Source organism: Martelella sp. AD-3 (assembly GCF_001578105.1).
Taxonomy (GTDB): Bacteria; Pseudomonadota; Alphaproteobacteria; order Rhizobiales; family Rhizobiaceae; genus Martelella.
In genome coordinates this window covers 2999203-3019445 of sequence record NZ_CP014275.1, presented here as the reverse complement: position 1 = coordinate 3019445, position 20243 = coordinate 2999203, and the positions used below count along the sequence as shown (strand labels likewise).

The window sequence follows — 20243 nt, the reverse complement described above, 5'->3', positions numbered from 1 at the left end:
TCGCCTTTTCGTTTGGCCCTATTCGAACACGATCCGTGGAAAATAGAACGACACCACCCAGTTGGGGGCGTCGACGATTTCGCTGATCTTCAGGTCGCCGGCGACCGAACACAGCATATAGGCGTCGGCCGGATCGAGATTGCGGGTCTTTGCCAGGTGTTCGATCATGTTGGAGACGGCCGTGCGTGCCGCGTCCATCAGATCGGGTCCAATGCCGGTGGTGACCTCGTAGCCTGCCGCGTCAAGATGGCGCGCAATCGGACCGGGCGTCGAAAAATGCGGCGTCTTCGGCGCGGCGCCTTCAATCACGTCGACGGTGACGGAAACATCCATGGCGCTCTCGATCGCCGTGCCGCAGACCTCGCCGTCTCCCTGGGCAGCGTGGGTGTCGCCGATGGAGAGCAAAGCGCCCTCGACTTCCACGGGCAGATAGAGCGTGGTGCCGGCCGCGATGTCGCGAATGTCCATATTGCCGCCCACATGGCGCGGCGGGATCACCGCGTGATTGCCGGGTTCGGCCATGGCGACCCCGATCGTGCCGATGAAGGGGCGCAGCGGAATGCGCGCCAGCGCATTGAAAACGGCCGGTTGCGAGATATCGGTCTCATAGTTCCAGAGCTTGAGCCGCGGTCCGGAGAACTGATCCGCCAGAAGGCCGAATCCGGGAATGATCGCCGTCCAGCCGAAGCCTGACGGCGCGAATTCGTTGACGGTGACCTTCAGCGCATCGCCGGGCCTTGCCCCTTCGACATAGAGCGGGCCCGTCAGCGGGTTGGCCTGGCCAGGCTCCGCCGTCAGGATATCCGCTGCCGTGCTCTCCGGGCCATAGTGCCCGTTGCCGGCATCGCGGCAGGAAAACGCGACCGTCTCGCCGGAACGGGCGACAAGAACCGGATCGATCGACCGGTCCCAGCCGAGATGGCCCTGATGGTCGTGGATCGTGTGTGCGCATTTCATCGGCATTCTCCCGGCTCGTCACGCGTGGTCGCTGTCGCGACCCGGCTTGCGCGCGGCGTTCAGGCGTTCGCGCTCAAGCATGTAAGCCTCGGCCTCGACCATATGTTCCGCCATGATGGCGCGCGCTTTCGCCGCGTCCCTGGCGCGGATCGCCTTGATCAGCTCGATCTGGTAGAAAATGCCTGTCTCGCGCAGGCCCGGATTGCGCTCCTCATAGATGGCCCGGCAGACCGGAAGGTCGCGCAGCAGGTTCAGCAGCAGCCCGCAGGCAAAGCCCAGGACCGGGTTTTGCGCGTGGCGGGCAAGTTCGGCATGAAAATCGAGCTCGGCAAGACGCTGGATATACTCCTCTTCCGCCGTTTCCGCCTCGCCCTCGTAAAGCCGGATCTTGTCCTGCAGCGACTGGATGGCGGAGGCCGGCAGGTGCAGCGCGGCATCGGCGGCAAGCGCGGGTTCCAGCGTCTTGCGCAGCGCGTAGATATCGGAAATCGAGGGCGGGGCCTGGAGGAACAGGCTTGTCACCGTCTGGATCGCCTCGGCCGGCTGGACGGCGCGGACGAAGATGCCGCCGCCCGGCCCCGTCTTCGAGGCAATCAGGCCCTGGAATTCGAGGATTTTCAGCGCCTCGCGCACGGTTCCGCGCGAGGCCCGCAGGGCATCTTCTTCGAGCCATTCAGGCGGCATGCGGTCGCCGGGCCTCAGCTCCGCGTCGATCATCCGGTCGCGCAGCATGTCGGCGATCACATCCGGGCGCTTGCGCTTCTTCTCCGCAAAGGGAGGGCCAAAGGCCTGGCGTCTTTCAAGACTGGGGTTGCTCATGCCGTCCTTTTCGTCATCGGGTGGAAACAGGCGGCCTTGTGTCCTGCTTCTCCCATCGCCTCGTCGATCGGCGGAACAGCGCGCCGGCACGCATCCGTTCCGCTCTGACAGCGGGCGAAGAAGGCGCAGCCCGGCGGCGGATTATAGGGGTCGGGCAGCTCGGCCTCCCGGTCTCCGCCGGAAACGGCCTTTCGGCCGGGCGCCGGGGCGGAATTCAACAACAAATGCGTGTAGGGGTGGAGCGCGTCGGAAAAGACCTGATCGCGCGTGCCGAGCTCGACGATCCGGCCGAAATACATCACCGCCACCCGGTCGGAGATCGACTCGACCACGGACAGGTCATGGCTGATGAACAGGTAGGTCAGCCCGAACCGCGCCTTCAGGTCGTCCAGAATGTTGAGCACCTGCGCCTGCACCGAGACGTCGAGCGCGGAGACCGGCTCATCGAGCACGATCACCTCCGGATTGGCTGCAAGCGCCCGGGCGATGCCGATCCGCTGGGCCTGCCCGCCGGAGAACTCATGCGGGTAGCGGTCAAGGAATTCCGGCGCCAGGTTGACCGCGTTCATCAGCTCTTCGAGCCGCTTCTGCCGCTCGGCCTTGTCAAGTTTCAACAGGTGGATGAGCGGGGCTTCCAGGATGGTGCGGACCTTTTTGCGCGGGTTGAGCGAGGAGACCGGATCCTGAAACACATATTGCACCTGCCGGGCGAGGGCGCGCGGGTTTTTGCGCGCCTCCTCGGCAAGGTCTCTGCCCTCGAAGGTGATCTTGCCGCCCGTCGGCACGTCGAGGCCGGAAAGCAGGCGAGCGAGCGTGGACTTGCCGCAACCCGATTCGCCGACAATGCCGAGCGTCTCGCCCTTCCGCACGTCGATGGTGACGTCCTGAACGGCGTGGACGGCCGGCAGCTTCCTGCCGAACAGCGTCTTGCCGCCGCCGAAGGTGCGTTCCGCCCGATCGATTGCGATCAACACATCCTCAGCCATCGGCGGTCTCCCTGTTGAGCGGGTGGAGGCAGCGCACGCCGCGTTCCTCGCCAAGCGCGGTCATGGCGATATCGCCCTTGCGGCAGTCGTCCTGTACAAAGGGACAGCGGTCCGCGAAGGCGCAGCCGTCCGGCAGGTTGTTGACCACCGGCGGACGGCCCTCGATCGCGTCAAGGCGCCGGTTCGGCTCCCCCAGCACCGGCACGCATTCGATCAGCTTCGCCGTGTAGGGATGGGCCGGTCGCTCGAGAATTTCCTCTGTCGTGCCGGTCTCGACGATGCGCCCGGCATACATCACCGCCACCCGATCGCAGATGGCGGAGACCACGCCGAAATCATGGGTGATGAACAGGATCGCCGTATCGCGCTCCTTGCGCAGCCCGTTCATCAGTTCGAGGATCTGCGCCTGCACGGTCACGTCTAGGGCGGTCGTCGGCTCGTCGGCGATGATCACCTTGGCGTCATTGGCCAGCGCCATGGCAATGGAGATGCGCTGGCGCATGCCGCCCGAAAGCTCATGCGGAAAGGCCTTCAGTCGTTCGCCCGCATTTGGGATGCGGACCGATTCCAGAAGCGCCGCCGCCTTGCCGCGCGCCTCCTTTTTCGACACTGGCTGATGCGCCTGGATGGCCTCGATCAGCTGGTCGCCGACGGTGAACAGCGGATGCAGCGTGGACAGCGGGTCCTGGAAGACGTGGGAGACGTCGCCGCCCCGCAGCTGGCGAATGCGCTCGTCGCTTGCGGCAAACAGATCCTCGTTCTCAAGCCAGGCCGCGCCGCCGGCGATGCGTCCAGGCGGCGTCGGCACCAGACCCATCAGCGACATGGCGGTGACCGATTTACCGGAGCCGGATTCACCGACAAGGCCGACGCACTCGCCCTGGCGCATGTAGAGGTCGACCCCGCCGACGGCCTTGTAGATGCTGCCGCCGATATGGAACTCGGTGCGCATCTCCTGGACGTCGAGCACCGTTCCGGACCTCTGCCCGCGATCAGGGACGCTCTCGCGCTTCACCGCCGTGCGGGCGCCGGGACGCGCCAGCGCGCCGGACTTCAGCCTTGGATCGAGCACGTCGCGAATGCCGTCGCCGAGCAGGTTGATGCTCATGACGAGGGCGAAGATCATCAGGCCCGGCACCATGGAGACATAGGCATCGGTAAACAGCACCTTGCGGCCGTCGCCGAGCATGGAGCCGAGATCGGCCTGCGGCGGCTGGGCGCCGAGACCGAGGAAGGAAAGGCCTGCCGTTTCGAGAATCATCCAGCCGATCGTGGTCGACATGGTGATGATGATCACCGGCAGCACGTTGGGCAGAACCTCGCCGAAGAGAATGGAGACATGCGACTTGCCCGAAAGCCGCGCCGCATCGACGAATTCACGCCGCGACAGACCGAGCGTCATGCCGCGAATGTTGCGCGCGAAGAACGGGATGTTGACGACGGCGATGGCATAGAGCGCGTTCAAGAGGCCTGGGCCGAGAACGGCGACGATGGCGAGCGCCAAAAGGATGTAGGGAAACGCCATGACCATATCGATGCCGCGCATCAGGATATTGTCGGTGCGTCCGCCCGCATAGCCCGCGACAAGCCCGATCAGGGACCCGAAGAACGCGGCGATCAGCGTGGCGGAAACGCCGACGGCGAGGCTTACGCGCGTGCCCCAGATGAGACGCGAGAGCAGATCGCGGCCGAGCGCATCGGTGCCGAGAAGATGGCCCTCGGTAAGGGGCGGAGAAAGGCGTACCGACGGGTCCGTCACATTCGGCGGCTGCAGCGGCAGGATAGGCGCTGCCAGTGCGATGAGGACGATGACGGCGAAGACAATCAGGCCGGCGGTCGCCAGCGAGTTGTTGAACAGGAGCTTGAGGGCGCTCGGGCGGTCGCTTTTTTTCGTCTTGTGGCGCGGCGCGCTGTCTGCGGCGGTATCGGTCATCAGCGCAACCTCGGGTCAAGCATGGTCTGGACGACATCGGCGGCCAGATTGAACAGCACATAGGCGGCTGCGACGATCAGGACGCCCCCCTGGACCGTCAGCAGGTCGCGGGTGGATATCGCGGTCACCAGCATGGAACCGATGCCGGGCCACTGGAACACGGTCTCGATATAGACCGCGCCGCCGAGCACGAAGCCGGCCTGGATGCCGAGGACTGGAATGACGGAGACGAGCGCCGCCTTGAAGGCGTGGCGCATGATCACCCGGCGTTCCTTCAGCCCCTTGGCGCGGGCGGTGCGGATATAGTCCTGCCGGAGCACTTCCAGCATCGATGTGCGCGTCAGCCGGGCGACGACGCCGGTTGCCACCACGGACAGGGTGAAGGCCGGGAGGATGAGATGTTTCAGCAGATCGATCGGGCCGCCGCCGCCATAGATCGCATACATGCCGCTTGCCGGCAGCCATTGCAGTTTGACGGCGAAAAGCAGGATCAGGAGCAGGCCAAGCCAGAAGGAGGGGACCGAAATGCCGATCAACACGAAGAAGGTGACCAGCTTGTCGGTGAGGCCATACTGTCGCACCGCCGAAACGATGCCGGCCAGAAGGCCGAGGATGGAACAGAGCACCAGCGAGGTGCCGGCGAGGATCAGCGTATTGCCGAAACGCTCGGTGATGATATCGATCACCGGCCGGTTCTGCGTGTAGGAACGGCCGAAATCGCCCTGGAGAATATTGCCGAGCCAGATGAAATATTGCTGCACCAGCGGCTTGTCGAGGCCGAGCGCGCGGTTGATGCGGTCGACATTTTCCGGCGTGGCGTAGGAGCCGAGGATTGCCGTGGCCGGATCGCCGGGGATCATCGCCATGATCGCGAACACGATCACGGTCAGTCCCAGAAGCACCGGAATGACGGTCAGCAGCCGCCTGAGGATATAATGGGCCATGGCGTGTTCTCCGTTGGGTGGGAAGCCGTGCAAAGCGCCTGCCGTCTTCTTGTCAATCTCCCCCTCAAGGGGGGAGATTGGTGGAGGCTATGCGGCCCCGCTCAGTTCGGCTTTGCCACCTTCTGCAACAGCAGGAAGAACGACGGCTGGAGCTTGAAGTTTTCCACGCTCGCCTTGGTCACGGCGTTCTGTTTCCAGTTGGCGATGAAGGCCCAGGGCGCGTCGTCCTGCACGATCGCCTGCATCTCTTTGTAGAGCTCGGCGCGTCTGGCCTGATCAGTGGCCGTGCGGGCTTCCTCGAGCAGTTTGTCGACCTCCGGATTGGAGTAGTAGCCCGAGTTAAAGCCGCCCTTGTCGGGGAAGGCATCGGTCCTGAGCGCCAGGAAGGGCAGGGTGTCCGGGTCGTTGGTCATCCATGCCATTTCCGCCATGTCGGCCTTGCCTTCGAGGCCGGGGTTCACCTTGCCGAGGAAGGTGTTCCACTCATAGGTCTCGATCTTGACCGGCATCCCGACGGCTTCGAGATCGGCCTGGATCTGGGTGGCCATGGCCTGCGGTTCCAGCATGCCCGAACCGCCCTCGGTGACGTAGAAGGTCAGCTCCGAGCCGTCATAACCGGCCTCTTCGAGCAGCGATTTGGCCTTCTCCGGATCGTAAGGATAGGGCGACAGGCTGTCGTCATAGGCCCAGGCGAAGGCCGGCGGCGTCGGGCCGGCAGCCACGTCGGCGGTGCCCTGCAGGATGTCGTTGACGATTGCTTCCTTGTTGATGGCGTAGTTGACGGCCTGGCGGATCTTCTTGTCGGCGAAGACACCGTCCTTGAGGTTCAGGATCAGGAACCAGACATGCGGCCCGGCCTGCTCATAGACCTTGTAGCGGTCGCTGTCGGAGAACTGCGACAGGGCATCCGGCGGCACCTCGACCATCACGTCGAGCCCGCCCGACATCATTTCGGCAACGCGGGTATTAGCGTCCGTGACGGGGCGGAAGACCACCGCCTCAAGCGGCGGCGCGCCGTCCCAGTAATCGGCGTTTCTGGAGACGACAACGCTGGAATTGGGGTTCCATTCCTCGAACTTGAAGGCGCCCGTGCCGGAGGGGTGGCGGCCGAAATCGGCGCCATATTCCTCAACCGCCGCCGGCGATACGATCAGGCCTGTCGGATAGGCGAGGTTCGACAGGAAGGGGGCGTAGGGCTCGGTGAGCGTGAACCTTACCGTCAGGTCGTCGACCACATCGACCGTGTCGACGGATGAAAAGAAGAAGGACAGCGGGAACGGCCCGGTGTCGTAATAGGGATGGTTCTCGTCGAGCATGCGGTCGAAATTGAACTTCACGGCCTCGGCATTGAAGGGCGAACCGTCATGGAAGGCCACGCCTTCGCGCAGCTTGAAGGTGTAGGTCTTTCCGTCTTCTGAGATGTCCCAGCTCTTCGCAAGAGCCGGCTCGACCTCGAGCGTTCCGTCCTTGTAGCGCACAAGACCGTCATACATGTTCACCAGAATGCGGAAGTCATTGACGGCCGTGTCGACCGCGGGGTCGAGCGATTTCGGCTCGGCAATCTGGCCGACCACCAGAACATTGGGCGGAGTCTGCGCGATGGCAGGCGCCCCGAAAGCCAGCGACGCGGCAGCCAGCGCGGCTGCGAGAAGGCGTTTCATCAATCGGTTCTCCTCTGTTGGTATTTCGTTAATTAATTATGAAAATTCTGTAATTTACAAGGATTGATCATAATAAATTACAACCCTGTCCATTCTCCGCGGAAAATGATAAAGAAAAATCAAAAACTTAGTCGTGATTTCAGTCTAGGCGAAAATGACGTCACGCCGCTTGCCGGCGCTGTCAGTGCGCCCTGTGAAAGTCGCGCGCCTGCGGCTCCGTCGTTCTTTCGGGCAGAGCGGAGGCGCCGCCGCGATTTGCGGGTTGTCGGAAATTATCATAATAAATTATCCGATGGGAAAGCCGCCTTGCGGCAGATAACAAGGGGAGGCCGGCAGCGATGAACAGCAAACCGAAGATCAATCCCGGGCGGCTCAGGGCCCTTCTCGACGGCATCAACCGTTTCGGCGCCGGAAAGCCCGGTGCCGGCTACAATCGGCCGGGTTTCTCCGATGCCGACATGGCGGTGCGCGACTGGTTCGCGAAGGAAATGGAGGCCGATGGGCTGGCGGTGACGCGCGACGGCGCGAACTCGGTTTTCGGGCGTTTCGGGGGGGCGGACGGCCCTTCGATCATGGTCGGCTCGCATCTTGATACCGTCGTTGACGGCGGCGCCTTCGACGGGGCGCTGGGCGTTGCCGTCGCGCTGGAATGCGTGCGGGCGATGAAGGAGGCCGGCGTTCAGCCCGCCATCCCGATCGAGGTTGTGGCGACCTCGGAGGAGGAAGGTCGTTTCGGCGGCATGCTGGGCTCGCAGGCAATCGCCGGACTGGTGACGGCTGAATGGCTGGAGAGTGCGGCCGATGCCGATGGCGTGCTGCTGGCAGAGGCGATGCGCGCGCAAGGCCTGGATCCGATGTCCGTGCTCGGCGCTGCCCGGCCGAAGGGCTCCGTCAAAGCCTTTCTCGAACTTCATATCGAGCAGGGGCCGGTGCTGGAGCGCGAGGGGATCGCGATCGGCCTGCCGGAAGGCGCGACCGGGATCGTCAATCTGCAGGTGACGCTGAAGGGCACGGCCAACCATTCCGGCACGACGCCCATGGACATGCGCGCCGATGCCTTTGCCGGCCTTGCCGAGATCGCCGTGCAGATCCCGGACATGATCGCGCAGTCGCCGTCGGAGATCGCCCGGATCACGATCGGCAAGGTCGAGCTTGTGCCGAACCATCCGCATACGGTGCCGGGCGAGGCCATCTTCTCCGTGATCATCCGGGACGCCTCGGAAGCTGTCATGCGTGGTTTGCAGCGTCTGTTCTACCGCACGACGGCGGCGGTCGCCGGAAAGCATGGCCTTGCCCACGCGATCGAGGAGAAGAGCGTCATTGCGCCGGTGGCCTTCGATGCCGGACTGGTCGATCTCTTGTCAGAAGAGGCGGAGGCGCTCGGCCTTCCGGCCAGGCGGATGATTTCGGGCGCCGGCCACGACGCGCAGACGATGATGGCGCTCTGCCCCTCGGCGATGATCTTCGTGCCGAGCCGCAGCGGCATTTCGCATGCCCCGGAGGAATATTCCGAATGGGCGGATATCGAAAAGGGCGCGGAGCTGATGCTGGCGGCGTTGATGCGGCTTGCAGTCTGAGGGGTATCAGTTGACCAGGTAAAGCCGGAGAGCGGCGAAGATCACCAGGGCGGTTGCGGCCAGAAGAACGCCGGCGATCAGCGCCAGTTCGCCGGCCTGGCCTCCGGTCTCGCCTTTTCTGCTGCTGCTTCTTTCGGGCATGACAGTGCTCGCCTTGATCGTGTCGATGGCTGTCAGCATGATCATCCTGCCTTCCTTCGGCGTTAAGAAACATGGTTATCACCTTCTAAACGCATGGATTTACGCACCGGTTCCCCGTTGTGCCGGGGCGTTTGCCATGCGAGAGGGCAGGCGATAGAAGGAAAAGACGATTTGTCAGTGCAGGATTGAGCGTCCGATGGCCCGTGCCTTTCTCTATGTTCTCGATTCCTTCGGCATCGGCGGTGCGCCGGATGCAAAGGCCTATGGCGATCTCGGCGCCGATACGCTCGGCCATATCGCCGAGTTCTGCGCCGCGGGCCTCGGCGATCGGGCGGGCCTGCGCTCCGGCCCGTTGAAACTGCCCAATCTTTCCGCGCTCGGCCTTCTGGAAGCCGCGAAGCTCGCGACCCGGCATCGTCCCGCCGGCATGGAGCAGCCGGAGCGACTCCTGGGGCGTTACGGCGCGGCGAGCGAGGTTTCGCGCGGCAAGGACACGCCGTCGGGCCATTGGGAGATCGCCGGCACACCGGTGATGTTCGACTGGGGCTATTTCCCCGATCAGCCGGACTGTTTTCCGGCCGACCTTCTGGAGGCGATCTATCGCGAGGCCGGCATTTCCGGCAGTCTCGGCAATTGCCACGCTTCGGGCACGGAGATCATCAAGCGTTTCGGCCAGGAGCATGTCTGGACGCGGCGGCCGATCTTCTACACCTCGGCCGACAGCGTGTTCCAGATCGCCGCCCACGAATATCATTTCGGCCTCGAGCGGCTTTTGAAACTCTGCGCGGTCGTGCGCGAGATGACCTATGACCTCAACATCGGAAGAGTGATCGCGCGTCCCTTCATCGGGGAGACGGCCGAAACCTTCAAGCGCACCGGCAACCGCCGCGACTTCTCGATCGCTCCGCCGGAGGAAACGCTGCTCGACCGGGCGACGGCGGCAAGCCGCAACGTGCTCGCCGTCGGCAAGATCTCCGACATCTTTGCCGGCAAGGGCGTGACCCGCCTGATCAAGGCGGACGGCAATGATGCGCTGGTGACCGCCAGCCTGAAGGCGATGGACGAGGCGGGCGAGGGCGATCTGGTGTTCACCAATCTCGTCGATTTCGACATGGTCTACGGCCACCGCCGCGACGTGCCGGGCTATGCGGCCGCGCTTGAGGCGTTCGACGCCCGCATCGAGGAGATTGCCGCGCGGATGAGGCCGGGCGACATCGCGGTGCTGACGGCGGACCACGGCTGCGATCCGACCTGGCGCGGCTCCGACCACACGCGAGAGCGCGTTCCGGTTCTCGTCTTCGGACCGGGCCTCCAGCCGGGCTCGCTCGGCCTGCGCGAAACCTATGCCGATATCGGCGAAAGCATCGCCCACCACCTCGGGCTTGGGCCCGGCAAATACGGAGCATCCTTCCTGTGAAAACGCCAAAGGCCGAACTCCACTGCCATATCGAAGGCGCGACGCCGCCGGCGCTTGCCGCGCGCCTTGCGGCAAAATACGGCGTCGATCTCTCCGCCTGGCTCAAGGACGGTCGCTATGTCTGGCATGATTTTTCGAGCTTCATCGCCTGCTATGCCGCAATAGCCAATGTCTTTCGGGCGGAGGAGGATTTCGCGGATCTCGCGGAGACATATCTCGGCGCGCTTGCCGCCGATGGCGCGATCTATTCCGAGCTTTTCGTCTCGCCCGAACAGGGACTTGCCGCAGGTCTTTCCCGCGATGCCTATATGCGGGCGATCACGGCGGGCATTGCGGCGGCGAAGGCGAAGACCGGGATCGAGTGCCGCATGGTGATGATCGGCGAACGCCATATGGGGCCGGAACAGGTGGAGGGGGCGGCGCGCTACGCCGTTTCCTGCGGCTTTCCGCTGCTCACCGGTTTCAACATGGCGGGCGACGAGCGCATGGGCCGCGTCGCCGATTACGCGCGCGCCTTCGACATCGCCCGTGACGGCGGACTGAAGCTGACGATCCATGCGGGCGAGGTCTGCGGACCGGACTCCGTGCGCGACGCGCTGGATCTTGTGCGGCCCGACCGGATCGGTCACGGCGTCCGGGCCGTGGAAGATCCCGAACTGGTGAGGCGGCTTGCCGATGAGGGTGTGGTGCTCGAAGTCTGCCCGGGGTCCAATATCGCCCTTTCGGTCTATCCGGATTTTCGCTCGCATCCCTTGCGTCAACTCGTTGATGCCGGCGTCCGGGTGACGCTCAATTCCGACGATCCGCCCTTCTTCGACACCTCGCTCGCGCGCGAATACGCGATCGCGGAGGACGAGATGGGCTTCTCTTCCGCCGAGACCGGCCGCATGACGGAAACGGCGATTGCCGCCGCCTTTGTCGATGAGGCAACCCGCGCACGGCTTTTTGCCCTGCTCCAACGCTGAAACAGTGGAAAAAACGGCGTTTCTGCCTGCAGGCGGGCGCCGTGCTTGCCGCGCCGGTCGCTTTTGCGCCATAGAAGGTTTCAGCACGACACGATCAAAGCGGGATTGAAGCTCATGGACGGCGTAACGGTCATCGACCACCCCCTGGTTCAACACAAGCTGACGAAGATGCGTCAGAAGGACACGTCCACGGCGGGCTTCCGCAGGCTGCTCCGCGAGATTTCGACGCTGCTCTGCTATGAGGTGACGCGCGATCTCGAACTCACCATGGAAACGATCGAGACGCCGCTGACGACGATGGAAGCGCCGGTTCTGGAAGGCAAGAAGCTGGTCTTCGCCTCCATCCTGCGCGCCGGCAACGGTCTGCTGGAAGGCATGCTCGACCTCGTTCCCTCTGCGCGCGTTTCCCATATCGGCGTCTACCGCGACCATGAAACGCTGGAGGCGATCGAATATTTCTTCAAGGCGCCGGAGGATATCGGCGAGCGGCTGGTGATCGTCGTTGACCCGATGCTGGCGACCGGCAATTCGTCGATCGCCGCCATCGACCGGCTGAAGGAACGCGGCGTTTCCAATATCCGCTTCCTCTGCCTCCTGGCCGCGCCCGAGGGGATCGAGCATTTCCGCAACAGCCATCCGGACGTGCCGGTCTACACCGCCGCCATTGACAGCCATCTGAACGAGAAGGGCTATATCGTTCCTGGGCTGGGCGATGCCGGTGACCGGATGTACGGCACCAAGTAAGCTGCCTTAACCCTTCAGTGGCAGGCGGTAGCGCACAAAATCGTCGGCCCTGTCATAGCGGTCATAAAGCCTGCGCGCGGTCTCGTTGCCGGAATTGGTGTGCCAGTAGAGATTGGTCCAGCCATCGCGCTTGCCCATCGCGATCAGGTCATCGATCAGCCGTCTGCCGATGCCGCGCCCGCGCTGGCTTTCCTCCACGAACAGGTCCTCCAGATAGCAGGCGGGCTCGATTGCCCATGTGCGCGGATGGAGAATGCAGGTGGCAAAGCCCGCCGGCCGGTCATCAGCGGTTGCCAGCAGGGTAAAGACGGGCACGATCGGATCGATGATCCGGGACCATGTCGTTTCGGTCACTTCGGCGCTGATACCGGCGCCATAAAAGGTCAGGTAGCCCCGCCACAGTCCAAGCCAGGCTTGCTTGTCCCCGGCCTCCGCCCGGCGAATGACGATCTCGCTCATTCGCCGGCTTCCTGCAGCAGTTGCAGGGCTTCCTGTGAAAGCGCGATCTCCGGCGCGCGCAGGAGCGTGTCCATCTGATCGAGCCGCGAGGCGCTGGCGATTGGCGCGGTGACGCCGCGCCGGGTCATCAGCCAGGCCAGCGCGATCGCCGCCGGATGCTCGCCGGTATCGGCGGAAACCGTCTCCAGCGCCCGAAGGATACGCCTGCCGCGATCCTCGAAATATTTCGCCACGCTTGCGCCGCGCGCCTGGCCCTCCGCATCATCGACGGATTTGTATTTGCCGGTGAGGAAGCCCGCCGCGAGGCTGAAATAGGTGATCACGCCGATATCGTGCTCGACGCAGAGTTCCGCCAGCGCGCCCTCGAAGCCGGAGCGGGCGTAGAGATTGTATTCCGGCTGCAGCACGTCATAGCGCGCCCTGCCGGTATGTTCGGCGACCCTGAGCGCCTCCTCAAGCTGCGCCGCGTCAAGGTTCGACGCGCCGATGGCGCGGACCTTGCCCTGCTCGCGCAATTTGGTAAAGGCAGCGATCGTCTCCTCATACTCGGTCTCGGGATCCGGCCAGTGCGCGAGATAGACGTCGAGATAGTCGGTCCGCAGTCGTTGCAGCGAATCTTCGACGGCCTGCATGATCCAGCCTTCCTTCAGGCCCTTCATGCCGGGTCCCATTTCCGAGCCCACCTTGGTAATGATGACGACGTCTTCGCGCTTCACGCCGCCGCGCTTCAGCCAGTTGCCGATGATTGTCTCCGACTCGCCGCCCTTGTTGCCCTCGGCCCATGCGGAATAGACGTCCGCCGTGTCGATGGCATTGAAGCCCGCGCCGACGAAACGGTCCAGCAGCGCGAAGGAGGTCTGTTCATCCGCCGTCCAGCCGAACACATTGCCGCCGAAGACGACAGGTGCGATGTCGATATCCGTTCTGCCAAGTCTTCGCATGTGCATGTTCTTCTCCCGGGTGCTGGTGACGTCGCTGTTCCTAACGTAGGTTGCCCGTCCCCGCATGGCAATGGAGCCCACGGGCGGGCGAGGCCGTGAACTGGCTATCGAGCCGCTTGCACACCCGCCTGCCGGTTCCTATGCTGGCCGCCGAAATAACAGGTGAGGATTCCCCATGTTGCGTTTTGGTATAGTCTCGACCGCCAAGATCGGTCGCGAACTCGTGGTGCCGGCAATCGTCGACGCGGAAAATGCGGTGCTTGCGGCCGTTGCCAGCCGCGATCTGGAGCGGGCGCAGGCGATGGCGACCCGTTTCGGCGCGCCGCATGCCTTCGCCTCCTACGAGGAGATGCTGGCGAGCGATACGATCGACGCGGTCTATATCCCGCTGCCGACCTCCCAGCATGTGGAATGGGCGATCAAGGCGGCGGACGCCGGAAAACATGTCCTGGTGGAAAAGCCGCTGGCGCTGAAGGCCGGGGACATCGAACCGGTGATCGCCGCGCGCGACCGCAACAAGGTGCTGATCAGCGAGGCCTTCATGGTCACCTATGCGCCGGTCTGGACCAAGGTCCGCGCGCTTCTGGCCGACGGCGCGATCGGCGAGCTGCAGCATGTGCAGGGGGCGTTTTCCTATTTCCTGCGCGATGCGACCAATATGCGCAATATCCCGGAACTCGGGGGCGGCGGCCTGCCGGATATCGGCGTCTATCCGACGGTGACGGCCCGTTTTGTCACCGGCGCGGAACCCGAACGGCTGCAGGCGACGGTGCGCTATGACAGCGAATTCGGCACGGATATCTATGCCTCCGTCAAGGCGGAGTTCCCGGGCTTCGAGATGAGCTTCTACGTCTCCACCCAGCTCGCCAACCGCCAGACCATGGCCTTCCACGGCACCAAGGGTCTGATCGAGGTGGTCTCCCCCTTCAACGCCAACCGCTGGGGCGAGGAAACGGTGCTGCTCTCCAACCAGAGCCACTCCGAGACCCAGGCGTTCCGTTTTCAGGACAGCCGGCAATATGTCCGCGAGGTCGAGGCCTTTTCGAAGGCTGCCGCCGGCGGTGATGTCGAGGTGTTCACGCTGGAGGATTCGGTGAAGAACCAGCGGGTGATCGACGCGATCTACCGCGCCGGCAAGCTGGACGGCGGCTGGGAAACGGTCTGATCGCTGACGGGCGGATTATTACTGGATCGCAGGCGGCCTCAAAGACCGCCTGCCTTTTTTGAAAGATCGAGGCCATGGCGACGACGCTTTACGGCATTAAAAACTGCGACACGATGAAGAAGGCCTGGACCTGGCTTGACGCGCACGACGTCGCCTATGCGTTCCACGACTACAAGAAGGCCGGCATCGATCGCGCGCATCTGGAACGCTGGTGCGATGCGGCGGGCTGGGAAAAGGTGCTGAACCGCGCCGGCATGACCTTCCGCAAGCTGGACGACGCCGAAAAGCAGGGTCTCGACCGGGACAAGGCGATCGCGCTGATGCTCGCAAACCCATCGATGATAAAGCGCCCGGTGCTGGAGGATGACGACCGGCTGATCGTCGGTTTCAAGCCTGACGATTACGCGGCGTTTTTCGGCAAGGACTGAGCCGATGGCGAAAACCACGCAGGCGACCCGGTTTCTCGACAAGGCCGGTGTAACCTACACGATCCAGCAATATGACTATGACCCGAACGCCTTCAAGGTGGGGCTGCAGGCGGCAGAGGCCATTGGCGAGCCGGCGGAACGCGTTTTGAAAACGCTGATGGCCGAGGTCGACGGCAAGCCGGTCTGCGCCGTTCTGCCGTCCAATGCCGAAGTCTCGATGAAGAAGCTTGCCGCCGTCTTCAAGGGCAAGCATGCGCATATGCTGGATGTGCCGGCGGCGGAGCGGCTTTCCGGCTATCACGTCGGCGGCATCTCGCCCTTCGGCCAGAGAAAGCGCGTGCCGGTGGTCTTTGAAGCTGCCGCCCTTGGCCACCCCTACGTGATCATGAATGGCGGCCAGCGCGGCCTTCAGGTGAAGCTCGCGCCGGCAGATGCGGTGAAAGCGCTCGGCGCGGAAACGGCCGGCATTATCGCATAAGCCTCAGATCGGATCGCCCCTGGCTGCCTCTTGCGCCTTTGCCAGCGCTTCGGGCGTGAAGGCCGAGCAGGGCGGGCTGGTCTCGATCACGGCGTAGAGATCATTGCGCGCGATGGCGTCCTCGACAAAGGCAAGCCGGTCCTTGCCCTGAAGCGCGATTACGGTGTCGCGCAGGATCGGCGCCGGCTCGTTGCCGTAGCGGCGTGCCTGCCGGGCTTCGACATAATAGCGGATATCCGGATTGAGCCGGATGTCGGACCAGCCCTCGACCTCCGCAAGTGCCGGAAGCGCGAAGGAGTTACCGGTCGCGGCATAGCTGACGAGCCTGTCGAGAAGCCCCATGATGCGGCTTTCTTCCGCGTTGGTGTACGGACGACCAGGTTTGCCGCAGAACAGACCTTCGGTCGGTGTTGCAAAATCGTAGGAATAAAGTTCGCGCAGTTCCTCGGTCACCTCGATGACGATGCAGAACGAAGAGGCTGCGCGGTTGGTCTCAAGCACATGATGCTTCCAGATTTCCAGTCCTTCGTTGAACTCATGCGTGAAAGCGAATTCGGGATAGCGTCGGTTGTAGATCAGATACTCGAACACGATTTCGGCAGAGCAATTATTAATTCCCGCCCCCATCGCTTCCAGATCGGCAATCATGGCGTCCTCTTCTGCGCTGTACTCGTCCATAAAATCCGGATGAGGGTGGTCTGTGAAAGACCAATTTGCCTGTGCCGGCAAAGCCGCCGAAAACAGAAACAGGCAGGAAGCAGATAATAGGCGCATCGGTATTCTCCCCGTAAACCCCTGTGATGCTCGGTCAGCAAGGCCAGTCAGGTCAACGCCGCCAAATTGTCTCAACATTCAGCGCCTCTTTCGGCACGATCTCGTCCGACCACGATGTGCATTCCGGCGAGGTTTCGATCACCCCGCGAAGATCGTTCCGCCCATAGGCCTTTTCGACGTCATCGAGCCTTTCCTGCCCCATCTGAGCGATCACGATCTCCCTGAATTCCGGCGAAAGGGGCTTGCCGGTCTGCCAGGCGAGCGTGCGTTCGAGGAAATAACGGATATCGGGATTGAACCGCGTCGTCATCGTGTCCTCCCCCAGCCGGAGGAAGGCCTCGACGGCGTCCCTGTTCAGCGTTTCGGCATATTCCGTCATCTTTGCCAGCAGCGCTGACAGATGCTGTTCGGCCTCGGATGCCGGTTCCCGCGCGAGCTTCCCGCAAAAGAGGTCGGGAAAAGGCCCCTCATCGAAAAGAATGTCATCAATGGCGACTTCCAGCAGGCTGACCACGCAGCCGCTCGCTTCATTGCTGCCAAGGCGAACCATGTAATCCATCCACTGTTTAAGGGCGACATCGGTTGGAGCGCCGGCGGCGTAATCCGGATAGTGCGCCTTGTAGACGGCGAATGCCGTCTGAAGCCGGGCGGCGCAGCGCCGCGGCCAGTCAAGATCGTCCGCCTGGCGGAGACGATCCCTTTCGGAAGGGGCAAGCTGGTCGCCATAGGGTTGTGGGTGTTCATCGAAGGACCAGGAAGGTTCATTGGCGGCCAACGGGCCGGCTGCCGAGAAAAGGGCCGCGAAAAGACTGAGAGCCAGAGCTTCTGATCGTAAGGACATTCCTCGCCGTCTCCCCTCGCTGGTGGAAATGTTACCCAGGGTTGAGTTGAGGCGATTTTCAATCACATGTCAAGCGATGAACGGTGGGCGAAAGGGGCCCCGTTTGTATCGCGACAGCGCTTCAATTCTCGTTCAAACCACACTAGATAGGTCTCAAGACAAACCAATTGCGTGAGGCCCTCATGACCGTCGAGACCAGACTTCCCCATCCCATCGATCTCAAAGCGCTGGAAAAGCTGGCGGAAGTGGCGGTGCATGTCGGCCTCAATCTGGCGGAAGGCCAGGATCTGGTGATGACCGCGCCGATCGAGGCGCAGCCGCTGACGCGGCTGATCACGCGCCATGCCTACAGGGCCGGCGCTGGCGTGGTGACGACGATCTTCGCCGATCCGCAGGCAACGCTCGAGCGTTTCGAAAACGCCCACGACGCCAGTTTCGACAAGGCCGCCAACTGGCTCTACGAGGGCATGGGCATGGCCTACGCGCGCGGCGCCGCGCGGCTGGCGATCGCGGGCGACGACCCGATGCTGCTTGCCGCCCAGGACCCGGAAAAGGTCTCGCGCGCCAACCGGGCGAATTCGACCGCCTACAAGCCGGCGCTGGAAAAGATCGCCGGCTTCGACATCAACTGGAACATCGTCTCCTATCCCTCGCTTGCCTGGGCCAAGACGGTATTTCCCGATGATCCGGATGCCATGGCGGTGGCGAAACTGGCGAAGGCGATCTTCGCGGCCTCGCGTGTCGACCGGCCGGATCCGATCGCCGCGTGGAAAGAGCATAACGACAATCTCCATGCCCGTTCGGCCTGGCTCAACGGCAAGCGCTTTTCGGCGCTGCGCTACCAGGGGCCGGGAACCGATCTCACCATCGGCCTTGCCGACGAACATGAATGGAGCGGCGGCGCTTCGATGGCCAAGAACGGCATCATCTGCAATCCGAACATCCCGACCGAGGAAGTGTTCACCACGCCGCACCGGCTCAGGGTCGAAGGTCACGTCTCCTCCACCAAGCCTCTGTCGCATCAGGGCACGCTGATCGACGATATCCGCGTTCAGTTTGAGGGCGGGCGGATCGTGCATGCGGCGGCGGCCAAGGGCGGCGACGTCCTGAACAAGGTGCTCGACACGGATGAAGGCGCGCGCCGTCTCGGCGAAGTGGCGCTGGTGCCGCATTCCTCGCCGATCTCGGCAAGCGGCATCCTGTTCTACAACACGCTGTTCGACGAGAACGCCTCCTGCCATATCGCGCTCGGCCAGTGCTATTCGAAATGCTTCATCGACGGCGACAAGCTTTCCGCCGACGAGATTGCGGCCAGGGGCGGCAATTCCTCCCTGATCCATATCGACTGGATGATCGGCTCGGACAAGATCGACATTGACGGGCTCGATGCCGACGGCAACGCCACGCCGGTGATGCGCGGCGGCGAATGGGCCGACTGAGGGCGCAACAGGTTTGCTGTTGACGCAGCCACGGCTTCGACCCGGGGCTGATTGGGGAAAAGTGCCGCTCAGAACAGGCTGCCCTGTTCGGGCGGCCTTGTTTTGGCGGCTGGCTTCTTCCGCGGCTGCTTCGGCTTTTCAGACGCCGCCATTTCCTTTGCCGGCTCTGCGGTTACAGCAGCACTTTCGCCCGTTACCGCACTGACGCGGCCATCGGCGAATTCGATTTCGACCGCCTTGCCCTGATCGAGACCTTCGGCGCGTGAAATCGGTCTGTTCGCATCGTCGCGGATCACGGCAAAGCCGCGCGCAAGCACGTTCCTGTAGGATAGGGAGTTCAGCACGCGGTGCTGGCTCGCAAGGGCGGCGCGGTGGGTCTTCAAATTGGCCGCGATCGCGGTGTCGGCGCGCGCCGTCAGGACCGAAACCTGTTCGCGGTCGCGCGCCACCATCATCGAAAGCCGCTGCGGCATGCCGGAAAGGCCGGAGGCGCTGCGCTCGAATGTCCGGCGCTTGTTGATTGTGTTGAGTTCCAGCGCCCGCGTGAGCCGCAGCGCGGCCTCATCAAAACGGCGTCGCGGAAGCGCCAGCAACTGGTCGAGCGAGGGCAGACCGCGGGCAAGACCGGTCAGTGTCTGGCGACGGAAGTCCATCAGCCGCGTCATGGCGGAGGAGAGCCGCGCGGCCTGGCGCGCCTGATCGGCGGCAAGATCGGCCTTCACCGGAACCGCGCGTTCGGCAGCGCCCGTCGGCGTTGGCGCGCGGTAATCGGCGGCATGGTCGATCAGCGTCCAGTCCGTTTCATGGCCGACGGCGGAAATCAGCGGAATGTCACTTTCATAGGCGGCGCGCACCACGGCCTCGTCGTTGAAGCCCCAGAGGTCTTCCAGCGAGCCGCCGCCGCGCGCGACGATCAGGACGTCCGGCCGCCTGACCGGACCGCCTGGCGCGCAGGCATTGAAGCCGCGAATGGCAGCAGCCACGGCATCGCCCGAACCCTCGCCCTGGACCTTGACCGGCCAGACGACGACATGAACGGGAAAGCGATCGGTGATGCGGTGGAGAATGTCGCGGATGACCGCGCCGGTGGGCGAGGTGACGACGCCGACGACGCGCGGCATGAAGGGGATCGGCTTCTTGGCGCTTTCGTCGAAAAGCCCTTCGGCGGCGAGCTTCTTGCGCCGCTCCTCCAGGAGCGCCATCAGCGCGCCGGCGCCGGCGGGCTCCAGCGATTCGATGACGATCTGGTATTTCGAGGCGCCGGGGAAGGTGGTGACCTTGCCGGTCGCAATCACCTCCATGCCTTCCTCCGGCTTGATCGTCAGGCCCGAGAATACGCCGCGCCAGATGACGGCGTCGATGCGCGCGCGCTCGTCCTTCAGCGAAAAATAGGCATGTCCCGAGGAGTGCCGGCCGCGAAAGCCGGAGATTTCGCCGCGCAGACGGATGCGATCGAACCGATCCTCCACCGTGCGCTTGATCGAGCCGGAGAGCTCCGAAACGGTGAACTCGGTCAGGTTGGAGGCTGATTCGGCGTCAAACAGATTGCTCATGGCCTCAGTCTAGCCGATTGA

20 protein-coding genes are annotated in these 20243 nt (G+C 63.5%); 8 read left to right on the top strand and 12 right to left on the bottom strand.

Translation table 11 applies throughout. The features are described from left to right. Window positions 1-18: 18 nt before the first annotated feature. The 6 genes from AZF01_RS14070 to AZF01_RS14045 form a co-directional block, all read right to left on the bottom strand. On the bottom strand, window positions 19-963 hold the full coding sequence (locus AZF01_RS14070; protein WP_024708963.1) for an acetamidase/formamidase family protein: 945 nt from the start codon (window positions 961-963) through the stop codon (window positions 19-21). Between the two features lie 12 nt (window positions 964-975). Then, a complete protein-coding gene (locus AZF01_RS14065) occupies window positions 976-1776 on the bottom strand; it encodes a FadR/GntR family transcriptional regulator (RefSeq protein WP_024708964.1) in 801 nt (266 codons plus the stop codon). Beyond that, window positions 1773-2762 (bottom strand): ABC transporter ATP-binding protein, encoded by a 990-nt coding sequence (locus tag AZF01_RS14060; RefSeq protein ID WP_024708965.1) that lies wholly within the window; start codon window positions 2760-2762, stop codon window positions 1773-1775. The genes AZF01_RS14065 and AZF01_RS14060 overlap by 4 nt, the downstream gene beginning before the upstream one ends. Further along, a complete protein-coding gene (locus tag AZF01_RS14055) occupies window positions 2755-4695 on the bottom strand; it encodes a dipeptide/oligopeptide/nickel ABC transporter permease/ATP-binding protein (protein ID WP_024708966.1) in 1941 nt (646 codons plus the stop codon). Before AZF01_RS14055 ends, AZF01_RS14060 begins: the two co-directional genes overlap by 8 nt. After that, window positions 4695-5639: an ABC transporter permease gene (locus AZF01_RS14050; protein WP_024708967.1), complete on the bottom strand. Its 945-nt coding sequence runs from the start codon at window positions 5637-5639 to the stop codon at window positions 4695-4697. Before AZF01_RS14050 ends, AZF01_RS14055 begins: the two co-directional genes overlap by 1 nt. A gap of 101 nt (window positions 5640-5740) precedes the next feature. Next, on the bottom strand, window positions 5741-7300 hold the full coding sequence (locus AZF01_RS14045; protein WP_024708968.1) for an ABC transporter substrate-binding protein: 1560 nt from the start codon (window positions 7298-7300) through the stop codon (window positions 5741-5743). A 338-nt stretch (window positions 7301-7638) separates the two neighbouring features. Between AZF01_RS14045 and AZF01_RS14040 the strand changes: the two genes are divergently transcribed. Beyond that, a complete protein-coding gene (locus AZF01_RS14040; protein ID WP_024708969.1) occupies window positions 7639-8877 on the top strand; it encodes a Zn-dependent hydrolase in 1239 nt (412 codons plus the stop codon). A gap of 6 nt (window positions 8878-8883) precedes the next feature. Here AZF01_RS14040 and AZF01_RS14035 read toward each other — a convergent pair whose 3' ends face one another. Further along, window positions 8884-9063 (bottom strand): hypothetical protein, encoded by a 180-nt coding sequence (locus AZF01_RS14035; protein WP_024708970.1) that lies wholly within the window; start codon window positions 9061-9063, stop codon window positions 8884-8886. A gap of 151 nt (window positions 9064-9214) precedes the next feature. On the opposite strand from AZF01_RS14035, the gene AZF01_RS14030 reads away from it, so the two are divergent. From AZF01_RS14030 to upp, 3 genes are all read left to right on the top strand, one after another. Then, on the top strand, window positions 9215-10435 hold the full coding sequence (locus AZF01_RS14030) for a phosphopentomutase (RefSeq protein WP_024708971.1): 1221 nt from the start codon (window positions 9215-9217) through the stop codon (window positions 10433-10435). Continuing rightward, entirely contained in the window at window positions 10432-11400 is a 969-nt protein-coding gene (locus AZF01_RS14025; RefSeq protein WP_024708972.1) for an adenosine deaminase, read from the top strand. The genes AZF01_RS14030 and AZF01_RS14025 overlap by 4 nt, the downstream gene beginning before the upstream one ends. A gap of 114 nt (window positions 11401-11514) precedes the next feature. Further along, a complete protein-coding gene (gene upp, locus AZF01_RS14020; protein ID WP_024708973.1) occupies window positions 11515-12144 on the top strand; it encodes a uracil phosphoribosyltransferase in 630 nt (209 codons plus the stop codon). Window positions 12145-12150: 6 nt separating this feature from the next. On the opposite strand, the gene AZF01_RS14015 is transcribed toward upp, so the two are convergent. Together AZF01_RS14015 and AZF01_RS14010 are read right to left on the bottom strand one after the other, a co-directional pair. Then, on the bottom strand, window positions 12151-12603 hold the full coding sequence (locus AZF01_RS14015; RefSeq protein ID WP_036237644.1) for a GNAT family N-acetyltransferase: 453 nt from the start codon (window positions 12601-12603) through the stop codon (window positions 12151-12153). After that, the gene (locus tag AZF01_RS14010) at window positions 12600-13550 is read right to left on the bottom strand and encodes an aldo/keto reductase (protein ID WP_024708975.1); all 951 of its coding nucleotides are present in this window, start codon (window positions 13548-13550) and stop codon (window positions 12600-12602) included. The genes AZF01_RS14015 and AZF01_RS14010 overlap by 4 nt, the downstream gene beginning before the upstream one ends. A 169-nt stretch (window positions 13551-13719) precedes the next feature. Here AZF01_RS14010 and AZF01_RS14005 point away from each other — a divergent pair, with 169 nt between their 5' ends. The 3 genes from AZF01_RS14005 (at window position 13720) to ybaK (ending at window position 15615) form a co-directional block, all read left to right on the top strand. Further along, window positions 13720-14709, top strand: a complete 990-nt coding sequence (locus AZF01_RS14005; RefSeq protein WP_024708976.1) for a Gfo/Idh/MocA family protein — start codon at window positions 13720-13722, stop codon at window positions 14707-14709. 74 nt (window positions 14710-14783) lie between these two features. Continuing rightward, entirely contained in the window at window positions 14784-15137 is a 354-nt protein-coding gene (locus tag AZF01_RS14000) for an ArsC family reductase (protein WP_024708977.1), read from the top strand. 4 nt (window positions 15138-15141) lie between these two features. Next, on the top strand, window positions 15142-15615 hold the full coding sequence (ybaK, locus tag AZF01_RS13995) for a Cys-tRNA(Pro) deacylase (protein ID WP_024708978.1): 474 nt from the start codon (window positions 15142-15144) through the stop codon (window positions 15613-15615). Between the two features lie 3 nt (window positions 15616-15618). Here the strand turns inward: ybaK and AZF01_RS13990 are convergent, their stop codons facing one another. After that, window positions 15619-16293, bottom strand: coding sequence for a hypothetical protein (locus tag AZF01_RS13990; protein WP_024708979.1), 675 nt, complete (start codon window positions 16291-16293; stop codon window positions 15619-15621). 148 nt (window positions 16294-16441) lie between these two features. Then, window positions 16442-17230 (bottom strand): hypothetical protein, encoded by a 789-nt coding sequence (locus AZF01_RS13985; protein WP_152534572.1) that lies wholly within the window; start codon window positions 17228-17230, stop codon window positions 16442-16444. Window positions 17231-17412: 182 nt separating this feature from the next. Here AZF01_RS13985 and AZF01_RS13980 point away from each other — a divergent pair, with 182 nt between their 5' ends. Beyond that, complete coding sequence (locus tag AZF01_RS13980) at window positions 17413-18669, top strand: aminopeptidase (protein ID WP_024708981.1); 1257 nt, start codon at window positions 17413-17415, stop codon at window positions 18667-18669. Window positions 18670-18737: 68 nt separating this feature from the next. On the opposite strand, the gene xseA is transcribed toward AZF01_RS13980, so the two are convergent. Beyond that, window positions 18738-20222, bottom strand: coding sequence for an exodeoxyribonuclease VII large subunit (gene xseA / locus AZF01_RS13975; protein ID WP_024708982.1), 1485 nt, complete (start codon window positions 20220-20222; stop codon window positions 18738-18740). Window positions 20223-20243 lie beyond the last annotated feature (21 nt).

Coding starts and splice junctions, on each gene's coding strand:
- AZF01_RS14015 (WP_036237644.1), bottom strand. CDS start 12,603: ATGAGCGAGATCGTCATTCGCCGGGCGGAGGCCGGGGACAAGCAAGCC.
- AZF01_RS13985 (WP_152534572.1), bottom strand. CDS start 17,230: ATGTCCTTACGATCAGAAGCTCTGGCTCTCAGTCTTTTCGCGGCCCTT.
- AZF01_RS14040 (WP_024708969.1), top strand. CDS start 7,639: ATGAACAGCAAACCGAAGATCAATCCCGGGCGGCTCAGGGCCCTTCTC.
- AZF01_RS14065 (WP_024708964.1), bottom strand. CDS start 1,776: ATGAGCAACCCCAGTCTTGAAAGACGCCAGGCCTTTGGCCCTCCCTTT.
- AZF01_RS14050 (WP_024708967.1), bottom strand. CDS start 5,639: ATGGCCCATTATATCCTCAGGCGGCTGCTGACCGTCATTCCGGTGCTT.
- AZF01_RS14010 (WP_024708975.1), bottom strand. CDS start 13,550: ATGCACATGCGAAGACTTGGCAGAACGGATATCGACATCGCACCTGTC.
- AZF01_RS14060 (WP_024708965.1), bottom strand. CDS start 2,762: ATGGCTGAGGATGTGTTGATCGCAATCGATCGGGCGGAACGCACCTTC.
- AZF01_RS14030 (WP_024708971.1), top strand. CDS start 9,215: ATGGCCCGTGCCTTTCTCTATGTTCTCGATTCCTTCGGCATCGGCGGT.
- AZF01_RS14035 (WP_024708970.1), bottom strand. CDS start 9,063: ATGATCATGCTGACAGCCATCGACACGATCAAGGCGAGCACTGTCATG.
- AZF01_RS13990 (WP_024708979.1), bottom strand. CDS start 16,293: ATGGACGAGTACAGCGCAGAAGAGGACGCCATGATTGCCGATCTGGAA.
- AZF01_RS14000 (WP_024708977.1), top strand. CDS start 14,784: ATGGCGACGACGCTTTACGGCATTAAAAACTGCGACACGATGAAGAAG.
- AZF01_RS14055 (WP_024708966.1), bottom strand. CDS start 4,695: ATGACCGATACCGCCGCAGACAGCGCGCCGCGCCACAAGACGAAAAAA.
- ybaK (WP_024708978.1), top strand. CDS start 15,142: ATGGCGAAAACCACGCAGGCGACCCGGTTTCTCGACAAGGCCGGTGTA.
- xseA (WP_024708982.1), bottom strand. CDS start 20,222: ATGAGCAATCTGTTTGACGCCGAATCAGCCTCCAACCTGACCGAGTTC.
- AZF01_RS13980 (WP_024708981.1), top strand. CDS start 17,413: ATGACCGTCGAGACCAGACTTCCCCATCCCATCGATCTCAAAGCGCTG.
- AZF01_RS14070 (WP_024708963.1), bottom strand. CDS start 963: ATGCCGATGAAATGCGCACACACGATCCACGACCATCAGGGCCATCTC.
- AZF01_RS14045 (WP_024708968.1), bottom strand. CDS start 7,300: ATGAAACGCCTTCTCGCAGCCGCGCTGGCTGCCGCGTCGCTGGCTTTC.
- AZF01_RS14005 (WP_024708976.1), top strand. CDS start 13,720: ATGTTGCGTTTTGGTATAGTCTCGACCGCCAAGATCGGTCGCGAACTC.
- upp (WP_024708973.1), top strand. CDS start 11,515: ATGGACGGCGTAACGGTCATCGACCACCCCCTGGTTCAACACAAGCTG.